This window comes from Mucilaginibacter sp., assembly GCF_028288225.1.
GTDB lineage: Bacteria > Bacteroidota > Bacteroidia > Sphingobacteriales > Sphingobacteriaceae > Mucilaginibacter.
Map to the genome: position 1 here is coordinate 60,659 of NZ_JAQBOC010000049.1, position 17,948 is coordinate 78,606.

The 17,948-nt window shown below is 36.1% G+C and carries 16 protein-coding genes; all 16 read left to right on the plus strand.

Annotation, left to right across the window (positions count from 1 at the left end; genetic code table 11):
- Positions 1–110 precede the first annotated feature (110 nt).
- Complete coding sequence (locus JWQ54_RS14985) at positions 111–422, plus strand: DUF3467 domain-containing protein (protein WP_299586126.1); 312 nt, start codon at positions 111–113, stop codon at positions 420–422.
- A 128-nt stretch (positions 423–550) separates the two neighbouring features.
- Entirely contained in the window at positions 551–1,483 is a 933-nt protein-coding gene (locus JWQ54_RS14990) for a GDP-L-fucose synthase (RefSeq protein ID WP_299586129.1), read from the plus strand.
- A 232-nt stretch (positions 1,484–1,715) separates the two neighbouring features.
- On the plus strand, positions 1,716–4,214 hold the full coding sequence (locus tag JWQ54_RS14995; protein WP_299586132.1) for an SLBB domain-containing protein: 2,499 nt from the start codon (positions 1,716–1,718) through the stop codon (positions 4,212–4,214).
- A 19-nt stretch (positions 4,215–4,233) separates the two neighbouring features.
- A complete protein-coding gene (locus JWQ54_RS15000) occupies positions 4,234–5,316 on the plus strand; it encodes a lipopolysaccharide biosynthesis protein (protein ID WP_299586134.1) in 1,083 nt (360 codons plus the stop codon).
- A 2-nt stretch (positions 5,317–5,318) separates the two neighbouring features.
- A complete protein-coding gene (locus JWQ54_RS15005; protein WP_299586137.1) occupies positions 5,319–6,320 on the plus strand; it encodes an NAD-dependent 4,6-dehydratase LegB in 1,002 nt (333 codons plus the stop codon).
- 1 nt (position 6,321) lies between these two features.
- Entirely contained in the window at positions 6,322–7,473 is a 1,152-nt protein-coding gene (locus JWQ54_RS15010) for a LegC family aminotransferase (RefSeq protein WP_299586138.1), read from the plus strand.
- Entirely contained in the window at positions 7,470–8,090 is a 621-nt protein-coding gene (locus JWQ54_RS15015) for an acetyltransferase (RefSeq protein ID WP_299586141.1), read from the plus strand. The genes JWQ54_RS15010 and JWQ54_RS15015 overlap by 4 nt, the downstream gene beginning before the upstream one ends.
- A gap of 1 nt (position 8,091) precedes the next feature.
- The gene (neuB, locus tag JWQ54_RS15020) at positions 8,092–9,108 is read left to right on the plus strand and encodes an N-acetylneuraminate synthase (protein WP_299586144.1); all 1,017 of its coding nucleotides are present in this window, start codon (positions 8,092–8,094) and stop codon (positions 9,106–9,108) included.
- Positions 9,105–10,208, plus strand: a complete 1,104-nt coding sequence (neuC, locus tag JWQ54_RS15025; RefSeq protein ID WP_299586147.1) for a UDP-N-acetylglucosamine 2-epimerase — start codon at positions 9,105–9,107, stop codon at positions 10,206–10,208. The genes neuB and neuC overlap by 4 nt, the downstream gene beginning before the upstream one ends.
- 2 nt (positions 10,209–10,210) lie before the next feature.
- Entirely contained in the window at positions 10,211–11,266 is a 1,056-nt protein-coding gene (locus JWQ54_RS15030) for a nucleotidyltransferase family protein (RefSeq protein WP_299586150.1), read from the plus strand.
- Positions 11,267–11,271: 5 nt separating this feature from the next.
- Positions 11,272–11,997, plus strand: a complete 726-nt coding sequence (locus tag JWQ54_RS15035) for an acylneuraminate cytidylyltransferase family protein (protein ID WP_299586152.1) — start codon at positions 11,272–11,274, stop codon at positions 11,995–11,997.
- On the plus strand, positions 11,985–12,905 hold the full coding sequence (locus tag JWQ54_RS15040; RefSeq protein ID WP_299586154.1) for a Gfo/Idh/MocA family oxidoreductase: 921 nt from the start codon (positions 11,985–11,987) through the stop codon (positions 12,903–12,905). The genes JWQ54_RS15035 and JWQ54_RS15040 overlap by 13 nt, the downstream gene beginning before the upstream one ends.
- A complete protein-coding gene (locus JWQ54_RS15045) occupies positions 12,898–13,638 on the plus strand; it encodes an oxidoreductase (protein WP_299586157.1) in 741 nt (246 codons plus the stop codon). The genes JWQ54_RS15040 and JWQ54_RS15045 overlap by 8 nt, the downstream gene beginning before the upstream one ends.
- Before the next feature lie 152 nt (positions 13,639–13,790).
- Positions 13,791–14,345, plus strand: coding sequence for a DapH/DapD/GlmU-related protein (locus tag JWQ54_RS15050; RefSeq protein ID WP_299586159.1), 555 nt, complete (start codon positions 13,791–13,793; stop codon positions 14,343–14,345).
- A 112-nt stretch (positions 14,346–14,457) separates the two neighbouring features.
- A complete protein-coding gene (locus tag JWQ54_RS15055; RefSeq protein ID WP_299586162.1) occupies positions 14,458–15,993 on the plus strand; it encodes a hypothetical protein in 1,536 nt (511 codons plus the stop codon).
- A gap of 73 nt (positions 15,994–16,066) precedes the next feature.
- Positions 16,067–17,863, plus strand: a complete 1,797-nt coding sequence (locus JWQ54_RS15060) for a hypothetical protein (RefSeq protein ID WP_299586164.1) — start codon at positions 16,067–16,069, stop codon at positions 17,861–17,863.
- Positions 17,864–17,948 lie beyond the last annotated feature (85 nt).

Consider the following 17,948-nt stretch of genomic DNA (forward strand, 5'->3'; position numbering starts at 1 on the left):
AATAAATTTATAGTAGCAAAGCCTTCCCTTTAAAGGAAGGCTTTGCTATTTAACAGTATTTAATTAAAATAAAACTTATATTTAAATAAGCGCTTTATTAATTTTACAACATGGAAGAACAAAACGAAAATCAATTAAATATTGAACTTTCTGAGGAAATTGCAGAAGGTACTTACTCTAACCTGGCAATTATAACTCATTCAAGCTCAGAGTTTGTGCTTGATTTTATTCGTGTTATGCCTGGTGTACCTAAAGCCAAAGTAAAATCGCGGATAATTTTAACACCTGAACATGCCAAAAGATTATTAACAGCTTTAGAAGATAATCTTGAAAAATTTGAAACTGCAAATGGCCGTATTAAAATTCAGCAGGACCCATCCGGCTTTCCAATGAATTTTGGCGGTACAATGGGGCAGGCATAATCTGTTCATTAGTTCAATTGTTCATATAAGTTCATTGGTGAATAATGGCTGGTTTGTAAATACAAAGTGCCATTCTTACCATGCTTTTGAACTAATGAACCGGTGAACCCAATGAACTAATAATAAAAATGGAAAAATCATCTAGAATTTATATTGCTGGCCACCGTGGTATGGTTGGATCAGCAATACAACGCAAACTGGAAAAAGAAGGTTTCAGTAAATTTATAACCCGCACCTCGGATACACTCGACTTAAGGAACCAGCAACAGGTTGCTGATTTTTTTGATCAGGAAAAACCTGATTACGTTTTTTTAGCGGCAGCAAAAGTTGGCGGAATTATTGCTAATAACACATACAGGGCCGAATTTTTATATGATAATCTTCAAATCCAAAATAATGTTATCCACAACTCATACCTTAGTGGTGTAAAAAAACTGATGTTTTTAGGGTCAAGCTGCATTTACCCAAAGCTGGCCCCGCAACCGCTAAAAGAAGAGTACTTGCTTACAGGGTTACTGGAGCCTACTAATGAACCTTACGCTATAGCAAAAATTGCGGGCATTAAAATGTGTGATGCTTATCGTGCTCAATATGGTTGTAACTTTATATCCGTAATGCCTACTAACCTGTATGGTTATAATGATAATTATCATCCGCGAAATTCGCATGTGCTGCCTGCTTTGATCCGCCGGTTTCATGAGGCAAAGGTACTGGGTGTGTCCGAAGTAACTATTTGGGGAACCGGATCGCCTAAAAGAGAATTTTTATTTGCTGATGATCTTGCTGAGGCCTGTTATTACTTAATGCAGAACTATGATGAAGAGGGATTGGTTAATATAGGTACCGGCGAAGATCTGTCAATTAAAGACCTGGCCTTGTTAATAAAAGGGATTGTTGGCTACAAAGGTGTAATACAATTTGATACAACTAAACCTGACGGCACTCCAAGGAAACTAATGGACGTTAGTAAACTTCATAGCAAAGGCTGGAAACATACCGTTAATCTGGAAGACGGTATCAAGCTGGCCTACCAGGATTTTTTAACGAAACAAGCATATTGAACACTTTTAGTAGTAAAACAAACAGGTTATTTTTGAGTTTAAGGTTTAAACAAATTCTGACAAAACGTATATTAAAAGCATACTTATTTGGCTGACCTTTTAATATCCTGCTTTGTAATACTGTTCTATTTATGTCACAAAATAATTTTATTTGCTTAATATTGCATCAAATTAGTTAATAACCCTATCACAGTTAAGTACAAAACTTTATAACTGGGATTTTTATAAAATAATGAACAATTTTAAGATCTGCCTATTTTTACTCACTATCTTTTTATGCTTTTTGGTTATTAAACCGGCATCTGCTCAAACTATTCCTTCAAATTTATCAAGCATAAATATTGATGATCTTACCGATCAGCAAATAACACAATTACTACTCCAGGCTCAAAAGGCAGGACTAACTGACGATCAAATACTGCAACAGGCTCAAAGCAGGGGAATGTCAGGTATCCAGGTTCAAAAACTGCAAAGCAGGATTAAAGACATTAGAAACAAAAATAAGAGTTTCAAAAGCCCTTCATCCTCAACAGATACCAGTTCCAACAAATTTAACAGACGCAGAACAAACTACAGGGACACGCTTGGAACAGATACCTCTTCTGGTAAAACGGATATGTTTGTAAATCTGAAACCTAAAATATTTGGCGCTGATCTATTCAGAAACAGTAAAAGTAATACTTTCGAACCTAACCTGAAATTGGCAACGCCTATAAATTATATTGTTGGCCCTGAGGATCAGCTCAATATTAATGTTTATGGTAATTCAGTTGTTGATTGGAGCCTTGATGTTTCGCCTGATGGTAATATTAATATTCCGGGCGCCGGTGTGTTACATGTTGCAGGCAAAACAATAGAAGATGCTACATCTGCAATTAAAAGCAAGCTTGCAGGTAATAATTACGCTATCGGCCGGGGAACAAATGTAAAAGTTAGCTTAGGAAACATACGAAGCATCAAAGTGATTTTACAGGGGCAGGTGGTTAGGCCGGGAACTTATACATTACCTTCATTAGCAACTGTGTTTAATGCTTTATATTCTGCAGGCGGTCCTAATGATGTCGGCTCGTTCAGAAAAATTGAGGTTATACGGAATAACCGGATAGTAAGGCACCTGGATCTATATGATTTTTTGGTAAAGGGAAGCCAGAAAGATAATATCACTTTACAGGATCAGGACGTAATACGTGTACCAACTTATCAAATCCGCGTTGAATTAAAAGGAGAGGTGAAAATTCCGGCGCTATTTGAAACCTTGCCGGGTGAAACATTAAATAACTTGTTAGATTTTGCCGGCGGATTTACTGACCAGGCTTATACAGCACGTATTAAAGTTGACCAGGTTAGCGATCAGCAGCGTAAGATAACCGATGTTTTTGAAAATGATTATAAAAGTTATACTCCTTTAAGGGGAGATAAATTTACTGTTGACAAGATTATTGACAGGTATGAAAATCGTGTACAAATACAAGGGGCGGTTTTCAGGCCAGGTGAATTTGAGCTGCAAAAGGGATTAACATTATCACAGTTGATAAAAAATGCCGGAGGGTTAAAAGAAGACGCCTTTACCGGCCGTGGAAGCATAGTTAGACTTAATCCGGATAATACTACCCAGCAAATAGCCTTTAACGTAAAAGATGTATTGAACAAGCCATCGTCTGATATACCTTTACAACGTGAAGATAGTGTAAATGTAGCTTCTATTTTTGACTTGCGTGATGCATACAAGGTTACCATAAAAGGAGAGGTAAGAAAGCCGGGGGATTTTATATTTTCAGATAGTATAAAGGTTGCGGACCTTATTGTTAATGCCGGTGGTTTTACAGAAGGGGCCAGCCCTAAGCGTATTGAAGTTTCCCGCCGTGTATTTGACAATGATCCGAAGGTGTTAAACAGCAAAATTGCACAGGTATTTACCGTTGATATTAATGAAGGTTTAAAAGACGAGAGTACCAATTTTACACTCAGACCTTATGATATCGTTTCAGTATATAGTTTACCGGGTTTCGAGGTTCAAAAAACGGTTAAAGTAGAAGGCGAAGTAATTTACCCGGGTTATTATACTATTCAAAAGAAAAACGAAAAAATATCAGACATAATAACCAGGGCCGGAGGGCTAACACCATCTGCAGATATAGAGGGAAGCAGTTTGAAACGTGATAACGCTGCTGTACTTGGGGTTGATAAAACTAAGATTGATACCGCTGAACTAAACAGAGAACGTTCTCAAAACTTACAGCGGTTACAGAATGACTACGGCGTAGCTTCAAAGAATGATAGTATCCAGCTTCGGAATAACTATGTAGGGATTGACTTAAAAAAAATATTGCAGAAACCGGGAGGTAGTGAAGATCTTATATTAGAGAACGAAGATGTTTTAAGGGTACCCAAACAACAACAAACTGTTAGAGTAAATGGCGAAGTACTTTATCCAAGCGCTATTGTTTATAACCGTGGAAAATCATTCAGGGCATATGTTTTAAATGCAGGAGGCTTCTCGCCACAAGCGCTAAAGCGGGGTGCATATATTGTTTATCCTAATGGAACAGTAAAAGGAACATCTAAAATATTGTTCTTCAACAGCCATCCTAAGGTAAAACCGGGAAGCGAAATCTATGTACCTAAAAAGCCTGAACCGAAAGGCAACACTGCCCAGCAAATTCTCGGACTTACTGCAGGGCTTGCGTCAATTGGAGCAATTATACTTGGTATATTAAGTTTACATAAATAAACATTAAACTACTGTATTGATGGCCCAGGCAAACAACGAAAAAAGCAATACCGTTCAGGACGATGTAACAGTAAAAGATGTAATTCTGAAATTGTTAGAATGGTGGAGATATTTGCTATCCAAATGGAAAACCATCCTATTTGCAGGGATATTAGGCGCTGCATTAGGTGTCACTTATTCTTTAATTAAGAAGCCACTTTATATTGCCGAGCTGAGTTTTGCCTTGGATGATGATAAGGCAGGCGGGGGCGGGCTTGGTGCCGCAGCAGGCCTTGCAAGCCAGTTTGGCATTGATCTGGGTAGTAGTGGTGGAGGTGGAGCTTTTACCGGCGACAATTTATTAGAGTTGATGAAGTCGCGTTCAATGGTTGAAAAAACATTATTGGCACCTATCAATATAGACCACAAACAACAAACGCTGGCACAATTTTATATTTCTTTTACAGAATTTTATAAACACAAACCAGATTTAAAGAATATTAACTTTTTACCCAACATTGATCGTTCCAAATTTACTTTGCAACAAGATAGTGTTTTAGGTATTTTTTATAATACTATAGCTAAAAGTAATCTATCAGTAGATAAAGTAGATAAGAAGCTAAGCATTATAACCGTTAAAGTAACTTCAGAAAATGAATTGTTTTCCAAATTTTTCACCGAAATGCTGGTGAAAAATGTTTCTGATTTTTATATAGATACAAGGACTAAGAAGTCATCCCGGAATGTAAGTGTGCTTCAGCGACAAACAGATTCAGTTAGGCGCGAGTTAAATTCGGCTATTACTGGTGTGGCTTCAACATCTGATGTTAATCCTAATCCTAATCCTTCATTACAAATAATAAGAGTGCCATCTATGCGCAGGCAGGTAGATGTGCAGGCAAATACCGCTATATTAACCGAACTGGTTAAAAATCTTGAACTCTCAAAAGTGTCATTGAGAAGAGAAACTCCTTTAGTACAAGTTATTGACAGGCCAATATTACCATTAGAAAAACAACGGTTTGGAAAATTTAAAGGGATTTTATTCGGTGGTTTTATATTTGGGTTTATTACTGCATTATTTTTACTTTCAAAAAAGTTATTAAAGGATTCTTTAAAGTAGATATGAGTGATTTGATTAATAAAAGAGTGTTAATAACCGGAGCTGACGGTTTTATAGGCAGCCACTTGGTTGAAGAGTTGCTAAATGAGGGCTGCAAAGTAAAGGCTTTTGTTTATTATAATTCATTTAACAGCTGGGGCTGGCTGGATACTTTGCCCAAAAATATACTTACTCAAATTGAAATATTTGCCGGAGATGTCCGCGACCCCAATGGTGTGCGCGAAGCTGTAAAAGGCGTAGATGTGATTTTTCATTTAGCTGCGCTTATAGCTATCCCATTTAGTTATCATTCGCCCGATTCTTATATCGATACAAATGTAAAGGGTACTTTAAATATAGTTCAGGCGGCAAAAGATCTGGGAGTAGAAAGGGTACTGGTTACTTCAACTTCTGAAGTTTATGGAACCGCACAATATATACCTATTGATGAAAATCACGCAAGGCAGCCACAATCGCCTTACTCGGCATCGAAGATTGGGGCCGACTGTATCGCTGAATCTTTTTACAAAAGCTTTAATTTGCCTTTAACTATTGTAAGACCATTCAATACTTATGGCCCCCGTCAATCTGCCAGGGCTGTTATTCCAACGATTATTACTCAGTTGTTAAATGGTAGTGAAGAAATAAAACTTGGTGACATCATCCCGACAAGGGATCTTTTATTTGTTAAGGATACCGCTAAAGGATTTGTTGAAATTGCAAAATCAGATACATTAATCGGTCAGGATTGTAATATTGCTACGCAGTCAGAAATTTCGATAGGTGATCTTGCTCAGGAATTGATAAATCAAATTAATCCTAAGGCCAAAATAGTAACTGATGAGCAGCGTATGAGGCCAGAAAACTCTGAAGTCTTCAGGCTATATGGATCAAACCAAAAAATACAGGAACATACCAACTGGAAACAATCATATAGCTTATCAGAAGGGTTAGCAGAAACCATTAAATGGTTTAGAGATACTGAAAACCTTGGCAAATACAAAGCGGACATATACAATATATAGTATGCAAGGCTTGTTTAAAGATATTGCAGATTTTATAAAACTACAATTCCCTGGTCAGGAATTTATACCCTTACATGTGCCGTTATTTATAGGCAACGAGCGTAAATATGTAATGGATACGCTTGATTCTACCTTTGTTTCTTCAGTAGGCGCGTATGTTGACCGGTTTGAAGAAATGATGTGCGAAATTACCGGAGCGTCATATGCAATAGCAATTGTAAATGGCACAAACGCTTTGCATATGGCTCTTTTACTGGCTGATGTTGAAAGGGATGACGAGGTAATATCACAAAGCTTAACCTTTATTGCAACATGTAATGCCATTAGTTATATAGGTGCCCATCCGCTTTTTTTAGATGTTGATAAAGATTCTTTAGGTCTTTCGCCGCAGGCTGTAGAAACTTATTTACAGCAAAAGGCAGAACTAAGGGCAGATGGCTTTACCTATAATAAAATTACAGGCCGGAGGATAAAAGCCTGTGTGCCTATGCACACATTTGGCTTACCATGCCGCATAGATGAGATAGCCGGAATATGTGATGCATGGAATATCACACTGGTTGAAGACGCGGCCGAGTCATTAGGCAGCTATTACAAGGGCCGCCATACCGGTGTATTTGGTAAAATTGGTACATTTAGTTTTAATGGCAACAAAACAGTAACGAGCGGTGGTGGTGGGGCATTAATAACCAATGATGAGGCATTAGCTAAAAAAGCGAAACATTTAACTACACAGGCAAAAATGCCGCATCAGTGGGCCTTTGTACATGATGCTATTGGTTATAATTATAGAATGCCAAATTTAAATGCAGCTTTAGCCTGTGCACAATTGGAGCTGTTGGCCACCTTTGTTGAAAATAAACGCGAATTGGCAACTATATATCATGACAAATTTGAAACTTTAGGGGTGCAATTTTGTAATGAGCTGCCCGGGGCAAAAGCAAACTACTGGTTAAATACTATATTGCTAAATAACAAAGCTGAACGCGAAGACTTTTTGGGTTTTATGAATGCGAATGGAGTAATGAGCAGGCCTGTTTGGGAGTTAATGCACCGTTTACCAATGTTTGAAAATGCACAAAAAGGAGAATTGGCAAACAGTGAATGGATTGCTGATAGATTAGTAAATATACCCAGCAGTGTGAGATTATGAGCAATGATGCTGTTATTTTTGGTTATTCAGGTCATGCGTATGTCGTGATTGAGATACTGATGGCCAATAAATACCGGATGCTAGGTTATTATGACAGAGAGCAAAAAGAAAAAAACCCATTCAATATAAATTATTTAGGAGCCGAAGCTGACGAATTTGCTATTGAAAAAATTAAGAACTGCAATGCTTTTATTGGTATTGGAAATAATAAGATAAGAGCCGATATTTTTAAAAAGCTGATACAAAGCAACATACCCTGTCCCACAGTTGCTCATCATAACTCTATAGTGTCACCATCAGTCCAAATAGGTTCAGGAACCATTATTATGGCTGGGGCTGTTGTTAACACAATGGCCAAAATTGGCAATGCCGTTATTTGCAACACATCAAGCGTTATAGATCATGAATGTATGGTTGGCGATTATGTACACATAGCCCCCGGTGCGGTTTTAGCAGGGAATGTTACTATAGGTAATAATACTTTTATAGGTGGAAATTCAGTAATTAAACAAGGTATAACAATTGGCGCTGATGTTATTATTGGTGCAGGATCAGTAGTGTTAAAAGATGTAGCAAATGGTTTAACTATATACGGAAATCCGGCTAAAGAAAGGTAGCATGAACAAGACTATAATTATTGCGGAGGCGGGTGTAAATCATAACGGCGATATTAATACCGCAAAAGAACTAATTGATGCCGCTGCGGATGCCGGAGCTGATTATGTAAAATTCCAGACATTTAAAGCTTCAAGGCTGGTAAGTAAAAGCGCCCAAAAAGCAGACTATCAGAATACCAACACAGGTAATTCAAAAGAAAGTCAGCTGGAGATGCTTCAGAAATTAGAATTGTCCGAAGCCGACCATTATTTACTGCTTGATTACTGTAAACAAAAAAATATTAAATTCTTTTCAACAGCGTTTGATTTAGAAAGTCTGGATTTTTTGAAAAAACTGGGTTTAAAACTCTTTAAGGTTCCTTCAGGCGAAATCACTAACTTGCCTTACCTGGAAAAGCTGGCAAGCATTGCGGGAGAAATTATTATTTCGACAGGAATGAGTACAATGGACGAAATAGGGGAGGCAATTGCTGCGTTAAAAAAAAAATCGACTGCTAAAATAACTGTGCTTCATTGTAACACGGAATACCCAACACCTTTTGGTGATGTAAATTTACTGGCAATGGATACTATTAAACATAAGTTTAACGTAGCAGTTGGTTATTCTGACCATACGCTTGGTATTGAAGTGCCAATAGCTGCTGTTACTTTAGGTGCTACGGTTATAGAGAAGCATTTTACTTTAGATAAAACACTACCTGGTCCTGATCATGCAGCATCATTAGAGCCAGCAGAATTAAAAGCCATGATAGCCAGTATTCGCCATATAGAAAAAGCGTTGGGAAGTGCTGTTAAGGAGCCCAGTAATTCTGAGGCCAAAAACATTGTAATTGCCCGGAAAAGCATTCACTTAAAAACGGATAAAAACAAAGGCGATGTTATAATGGAAGATGATATGGAAATGTTAAGGCCCGGCGATGGTATTTCACCAATGCAATTCAGGGCTTTAATAGGTAAAACAATAGTTCATGACCTTCCCTGCGGGCATAAATTGTCATTTAACGATTTTGTAGGATGAGGATAGGTATTTTAACAAGTTCGAGGGCAGACTTTGGAATATATCTTCCCTTATTAACAAGGCTTAAGACGGATACCAATTTTGAGCTTAGTATCATTGCTTTTGGCACACATTTGTCGCCATATCATGGCCATACCATTGACCAGATAGAAGCTGCGGGTTTTAATGTGCAGTATAAAGTTGAAAGCATGCTGCTTACCGATTCATCATCGGCCATTGCCACAGCGATGGGGTTAACAACTATAAAATTTGCGGACTTTTGGAGAGAACATGCAAAAGATTTCGATCTTGTTTTTTGTTTAGGCGACAGATATGAGATGTTTTCAGCAGTAATGGCAGGTATACCTTTCCAGGTTCCGTTCGCACATTTGCATGGCGGTGAAACAACACTTGGAGCAATAGATAACATTTTCAGGCATGGAATTACCCTTGCATCAAGCTACCATTTTGTATCAACGCCTGATGCCGCCCTTAGGGTTAAGCAAATTACAGATAGCGATAAACATATTTACTATGTTGGTGCTTTAAGCCTGGATAATCTGTCAGATCTGGAGCTACTAACAGTTGATGAGTTTAAACAGCGATGGTCTGTTGATCTATCGCAAAAAACAATACTTATAACCTTTCATCCCGAAACAGTGGATTATGAGAGCAACCAACTTTACGCTGATGAATTGGTTAAAACTATTAAAAGCCTTACTGGTTACCAGGTATTAATAACAATGCCCAATGCAGATACGGCGGGAAGCATTATAAGGAAGTCGCTGATAGATAGTTTTTCAGGTTCTGACAGGATGTTTTTAGTGGAGAACCTGGGTTCAAAAGGATACTTTACTGCAATGAAATACTGTACGTTTCTTTTAGGAAACACCTCAAGCGGCATCATTGAGGCCGCATCATTCGGTAAATATGTAATTAATCTTGGCAACAGGCAAAAGGGCAGGAGCGCTGGCGATAACGTGATCCATACACATATTGATGCCAATAGCATCCTTAAAGCAGTAAATCAAGTTGAAAATTCAGAGAGCTTAGGCAATCAAAATATATATTTTAATAATGGGGCAGCAGCTCAGATCATTAAAATTTTAAAGCAAGTGTAATAATGTTGAACTATCTGGAACATATACTTTTACAGGATGAAGATGCAAGAACAGCGCTCAGGCTGCTGGATAGACTATCAAGTAATATAAGCAGAACGATTTTTATTATAGATAATGATAATAAAATAGTTGGTTCTTTAACAGATGGTGATATCAGGAGAGGATTATTGAATGGTCTTGAGATATCTCAACCAATAAAATATTTCATGAATAAGGGGTTCAAATTTATTCATGAAAATGAGAGTAATCTTGAAATAATCAAAACACTCCGGAAGAAAGGATTTGATTTGGTACCCGTGCTGAATGCTGAGGGTAGCATAAAGCAGATCATAGATCTTTCCAAAACACGCACCATGCTGCCTGCTGCAGCCCTTATAATGGCCGGGGGTAAAGGCGAGCGCTTAAAGCCATTTACAGATACTATTCCCAAACCCATGTTAATAGTTGGCGATAAACCCATTATTGAACATAACATAGACCGTTTAATTTCTTTTGGCATTACAGAAATATTCATCAGTGTAAAGTATCTGAAAGAACAAATAATGGATTATTTTGGCGATGGCTCAACAAAAGGGGTTTCCATTAAGTATATAATTGAAGATATGCCTTTAGGCACAATAGGAGCTTTATCATTAATTGAAAATATAAAGCATGAGGATATATTGGTAATGAACTCAGACCTTTTAACTAATGTAGATCTGGAGGACTTTTTTGAATATTACCAAAGTCATAGTGCTGAAATGGCTGTTGCCAGTATTCCTTATGTTGTAAATGTTCCGTATGCTGTGCTCGAAACTAATCATCACGAAGTAAAATCATTTATTGAAAAACCCTCCTATACATACTACTCAAACGGAGGGATATATTTCCTAAAGTTTTCATTAAAAAGTGCGCTAAAAAACAATGAATTTTTTGATGCAACGGATTTGATGAATTTTGTGATCGCAAAAAATCAGAATGCTTTGGTTCATTATCCTTTATTATGTTATTGGCTTGATATTGGTAAACACCAGGATTACATAAAAGCCCAGGATGATATTAAACATCTAAATTTTTAACCGGGATGAGAATATTAGTAACAATTTGTGCCCGGGGAGGATCAAAAGGCATCCCCGGAAAAAACATAAAGCCACTTAATGACGTCCCTTTGATAGCCTATACCATACGGGTAGCACAGGAGTTTGCAAAGTTGTATAATGCCGATATTGCTATATCAACTGATGATGCTCAAATAAAAAATGTAGCCTGCGAATATGGCATTCTTACTGAATATGTCAGACCCGAACAGCTTGCTACAGACAGCGCCGGAAAAATAGATACTATACTTGACCTTTTATTATACCAGGAAAGCAATGTAGGGCAAACCTATGATTATCTGCTTGACCTGGATGTAACATCACCATTAAGAACCCTTGAGGATATTGTTACAGCATTTGAATTGCTTAAGGCTGATGAAGAGGCATTAAACCTTTTTTCAGTTAATAACGCAGCCCGGAATCCATACTTTAACATGGTAGAGCAGAAGGAAAATGGGTATTACGACCTGGTAAAACGGGAAGGAGCAATTTTAACCCGTCAATCTGCTCCAAAAGTTTATGATTTAAATGCATCTTTTTATTTTTATAAAAGGAAGTTTTTTAGCCAGGGATTAAAAACAGTATTTACGCAGCACTCCTTAATATATTTAATGCCTCATTTGTGCTTCGACCTTGATCATGTAATTGATTTTGAGTTTTTAGACTTCCTGTTATCTAATAACAAGTTAGACTTTTCAATATGGAAGTACTGATAATTGGTCTGGGTTCAATAGCTGCCAAACATATCATCGCTTTAAAAGCCATTGATAAGGATGTTAAGATCTATGCACTAAGATCAGGGAAGGGCAACGATACAGAAGGAATAATTAATATATATGATTTAAGTGAGCTGATTAGTAAACCCCGGTTTGTAATCATTTCAAATCCAACCCAGCTTCATCAGCAAAGCATATTGTTTGTAATAAAGTTGGGAGTTCCATTATTCATTGAAAAACCGCCTCTTCATACACTTAGCGGTGCTCAGGAGATCGTTGAACAAATTAATCAACATAATATTTTTACTTATGTTGCCTGTAACCTGCGCTTTCATCCCTGCATTCAGTTTTTAAAAGATCATCTTAAAAACAATAACAGGCATATTAATGAAGTAAATGTTTACTGTGGCTCATATTTACCCGACTGGCGACCAGGGAAGGATTACAAAACGGCATATAGCGCTAATAAGGATCTGGGGGGGGGCGTTCACCTTGACCTGTTTCATGAAACGGATTATACCTGCTGGTTGTTTGGTTATCCCGGGACATCGCGGGGCTTTATAAGCAACAAATCATCGCTTAAAATTGATGCGGCCGACTATGCCAACTATTTATTGGAGTATCCGGGTTTTAATGCTTCAATAATATTAAATTACTACAGAAAATCACCAAAAAGAACTATCGATATTTTATTTGATACTGAAAGCTGGACAGTAGATTTAATCAGTAATACCATCGTTGCCGATAGCAACAAATTGATCTTTCAATCGCCTGATTTTAAAATAATCGATACTTATATAAATCAGATGCGCTATTTTGTTGATTACCAGGAAGCCAAAAAAATCCCAATGAACACTTTTGAAGAAGCTATAGAAACTTTAAAAATTAGTCTAAAAAATGAATAGATTAAAAGATAAGATAATTGTTGTTACTGGTGGTAATGGTTTATTAGGTAGAGATATTATTGCAAAAACATTTGCTGAAGGTGCTGTATGTATAAATGTCGACATTAATCACGAAACAAATGATGATTTAACACAGCTGAAATGCGATATTACTGATAACGATTCTGTAACAAATGCTATTGATACAGTAATCAAAAAATATGGGCGGATTGACGGCCTCGTTAATAATGCGTATCCACGCACTACAGATTGGGGTAATAAATTTGAAAATATCAATTACGATTCCTGGCAAAAGAATGTAGACTGGCAATTAAATACTTATTTTTATTTTTCACAAACGGTTGCCAAATATATGGTTGAGCGTAAAACAGGCTCGATAATAAATATGGCATCGATATATGGTGTGGTTGGGCCTGATTTTACGGTTTACGACGGAACCAGTTTGACCATGCCGGCAGCATATGCTGCAATTAAGGGGGGTATTATAAATTTTACAAGGTATTTGGCAGCCTACCTCGGCCCTCAGAATGTTAGGGTAAACGCTGTTTCTCCCGGCGGTATCTTTGATAACCAGGATACTGTTTTTGTAGACAATTATGTTAAAAAAGTGCCTATGAGACGCATGGGCCTGCCTGATGATATCTCTCCATCGGTAGTGTTTTTACTTTCAGAAGATGCAAAGTATATCACTGGCCAAAATATTATAGTTGATGGCGGCTGGACAAGTATATAACCGGGTAAAAAGTGGTTTAAAAATTATATATGTATCTTCGGAACTTTAAATAAACCTTTTGAAGGTTAAAAAAGCAACTTGTTACATCAATTTAATAATATAATGATATTTATAGGAAAATTGATTCAAGTGAGCAGCATTAATAGTTTGATATGTTATTGATTGAGATATTTAAGAAAATTAAATACAACAATAAAGCAGATAGAATTGGCCCCGACATGCCATTTACACATTGGCGGCTGCATTACAAAAAAAAGATGCTCGCTTTATGTAAAAGTAAATTTAAAAAATTTGCTAATGATGCTGAGTTTAGGGCAGGGGCTTATGCCATTGGGTGTTCACAAATTGAAATTGGGAAAAGGGTGGTTATAAGACCTCAAAGTATGCTATTTGCCGTTACAGAAAATAAGGACACCACCTCAATTATTATTGAAGATGATGTTATGTTAGGTAGCGGTGTACACATTTATGTTTCAAACCACAGATTTGATAACACGGCAATCCCATTTATTGATCAGGGGCACTATCCTTCGCAACATGTAAAAATAGAAAGAGGTAGTTGGTTAGGGGCTAATGTAATTGTTTTACCTGGAGTAACAATTGGCAGCAATTCTGTAATTGGAGCCGGTTCTGTTGTTACAAATTCAATCCCTTCGAATTCATTAGCGGTTGGTTGCCCTGCCAGGGTTATAAAAAATATTCAATAAATTTCTCATCTCATTATTTAATAAAGAATGTCAGGTCGAAAAGCGTATAGCGAAACTTTAAATTATAAATCTACTTTTAAACACGCTATCTTAATCGTGAGACCTTACTAAAATGATAAACATCATAAAAATTTACTTTTGGCAAATAGTTTCGCTCCTGTTTAATTTCGCGTCGATATTTGTTGTAACTCCTTACTTAGCATCAAACCCTATATTATATGGCATTTATACTTTAGTAAGTTCGGCTAATATTTTTTTGGCATATGCTGATTTCGGTTTTTTAGGTGCCGGAATGAAGTTTGCTGCAGAGTGCTATGCACAAAAAGATTTAAAGCAGGAGATCAGGATTATAGGCTTTACCGGATTTATTTTTTTATTGTTTGTGTGTTTATATGCCCTGGGCGTTTTATATATTGCCTTTAAGCCCGAGCTGTTAATTAAGACCTTATATAACGATGAGCAAAGACAGATCTCCAAAAACTTATTATTGATTTTGGCGGGCTCTGCCCCGGTGTTTATGTTACAAAGAGTGCTGCAAATTATATTTGCAGTGCGTTTACAAGATTACGTTTTTCAAAAAATCCTTATTTGTGCAAACGCAGTTAAAATTTTATCCGCATTTATATTTTTCAGTCATAACAATTACCCCATAGTTGCTTACTTTCTGTTTTCTCAGGTTTGTAGCTTAATAGCCGTAGTAATTGGCTTTTGGATTGTAAAAAGCAAATTAGGATATGATCTTCGGTTGTTTGTAAAGTCACTAAGGTTTAATAAGGAGTTATACAAAAAAACCAAGAGCCTGGCTTTTGTATCTATATTTTTAACAATTTGCTGGATCCTATATTATGAGCTGGATCCATTTGTAATTTCCAAATTATTAGGATCAAAATATTTGGCCGTATATGCCATAGGTTTTACCCTAATGGAATATTTTAGGTCAATATTTGGGATAATATTTGGACCGTTTACAGCTAAATTTAACCATTACATTGGCCTCCGGGATTTTGAGGGCTTAAAGGTATTTTTCATAAAGGTTTTGGCCACAACGTTACCATTGATCGTATTCCCTGTACTTAGTGTAGCCATAACTATTAAAAGTTTTATTTTTACCTGGGTGGGTCCGCAATACTCAGCTTCTGTCCCTATTGCACAGGTGTTGGTGCTGGGGTATATTTTTAGCTTTATCACCTCTCCAACGGGTATATTAGTAATGGCCTATGAGCGGGCAAGGTTATTGTACATTACAAATTCATTGCTCCCCATAATTTATTGGCTCGGTGTAATTTTTTCATTCCAATATTTAGGCTTACAGTCTTTCGCTGACTTCAAACTTCTTTCGTTTTTTATTGTTGCAGTTACTTATGTAGTAATAATATCTAAACTAATGGAACTTAAATTCTGGTCGTTTATATGGAAGCTATTGTCACCGGCAATTTTACCTGTGGGCTTTATATTAATAACAATATATTTAACCAAGGCGTATTTACCGATGCAAAAAGATAAAATAAATCTTCTTATTTACTTTATGTTCAATGGATTAATTGTTGGTGTTTCTTTAGTGATTTATTATTTTTCTTCATCCGTTTTTAAAGAAAACATGAATAAAGTTGCTATTCCTATTATTTCAAAAATAAGCTGGGGTAAGTAAGGGGAAATAATAACGTTAAAGTTTAGCTATTTTCTCTAAGTTGAATTTTATGATTTAAAAAAGATGATTGTAAATGATTAGTTTAAATAATGACGAAATAAGTAAACACATTTATTCAAACGTTTTTATTGTTGAAAATAGAAATCTATGGAATTTTAATGTCATTAATTGCAATAAAGATACTGACCTGGTTTTGTGCCTTGATTTCGCATTAAAAAGGGAGTTACAGAATTCAGGATACCATGTTGAGTTTTTAGATCACCTTACAAATAATGAAATACTTGAGAAGCTGAATTTTGAAATGCATGGGTTTTTAAATAGTTGGTTTAAAGATCAATATGGTAAAGATCTTTTGCATTACAATGGTTTGGATCTTGGCGATTCACACCTGTTATTAATTATAAACGAGGTAGATTATTTTTGTCATTTTTTCTTCAATATTATTGCACTAAAACAGCTGAAATATCAAAACTTATTTGTTGCAACCAATAATGAACACATAATAAAGTGTATAAACAAAATGGATCTGCAATATGAAATTATTGAGCAGCCCAAGCAAGAACCTAAGCCCGTTTATATATTTCCGATTTTGGAATGGGTATCTGAAAAAACTCAAAAACCTTCATTTTCATATATCTTAAAAAATACTTTAGCTAACTTTTTCGACTTTATTTTTAAAATAACGGACCCTTTAACTAATAAGGGAAAAAAATATATATATGTCCACCGGTATCATCCTACATTGGCATTGGTGAAGGAGTTACAAAAGGCTAAGGGCATTCAATTGGTATATAATAATTATTCCGGGTTAAAAGATATCAGGAAAGAAAGGCGGATTCATTATAAACCCCAAAAAGACAATTCAGGAAAAGTAACAGCTTTACTGGCAAACTTTACTCAAAACAGGTACCATACCTGGTATTACGAAGGATATAAAATAAGTGATTACCTGTACGAGATAATTTATAAAGTACTCAGTGATAAATTGAACTTAACCATTAATGCCGCAGATAGCATTAATGACTGGTTTAAAAAAAACAGGATAGACCTGATGATTCCGATCACAAACCTGTGGATCGAAAACAGGTTAATAATGAAATACTGCCAGGCCAATGACATACCGGTTTTTATGATAATAAACGGATTGTTAACTTTTTCGTTTTATAATGATGCAAAAGATAGTGATTATGTAAATTGTTACAGCGAGTCAATAAAAGCAGAATATTTTAATAGTGCACCTAATGCTATTCCACTTGGTGACCCAAGAATGGATAATTACGCTAATATTAGTCATAAAAATATCAATTACATTAACCCCACCATTGTTATCGGAACGGCGGGCTATAACCCTGTTGATTTAAATTCATACCTGGCTGTTGAGTTTGATTTTTTATATGATATATTGCTTAACATACAAGAACTAATAAGTGAAGGAAAGAAGATTAAAGTTATTTTAAAAATACGCGGCAATGGTTATGTTCATCTTTATACTTCATTTGTAAATGAATATTTTAACGGACTAGATATTGAGTTTGCTCAGGATCAAAGCTTTAATGATGTAATTAAAAAAGCTGATCTGTACATAACGATTTACTCGCAAACACTTTTTGAAGCTTCATGTATGGGTATACCTGTTATTTATTATAAAAAGGATACCCAATTTGTTCATAAACCATTTGATGGCCGTAGTGAATTGGTTACTGCCAGTGATGCCGGTGAATTGCTGCAGGCGCTTCAATCGTTTTTTGAGCTGGATAAGCGATTTGACCTTTTTAAACGAAAGGATATTATGGAGAAATATATTGGATATTTAGACGGGCATAACACAAAACGTAACGCCGATTATATTCTTAATTTAGTTAATAGCTAATTAGCAAAATAATAAATTAGAGAACGATAAAAGATTTTTCTATACCTTGATAATTATATAACCAAAAACAGATGTTTATTCTGAA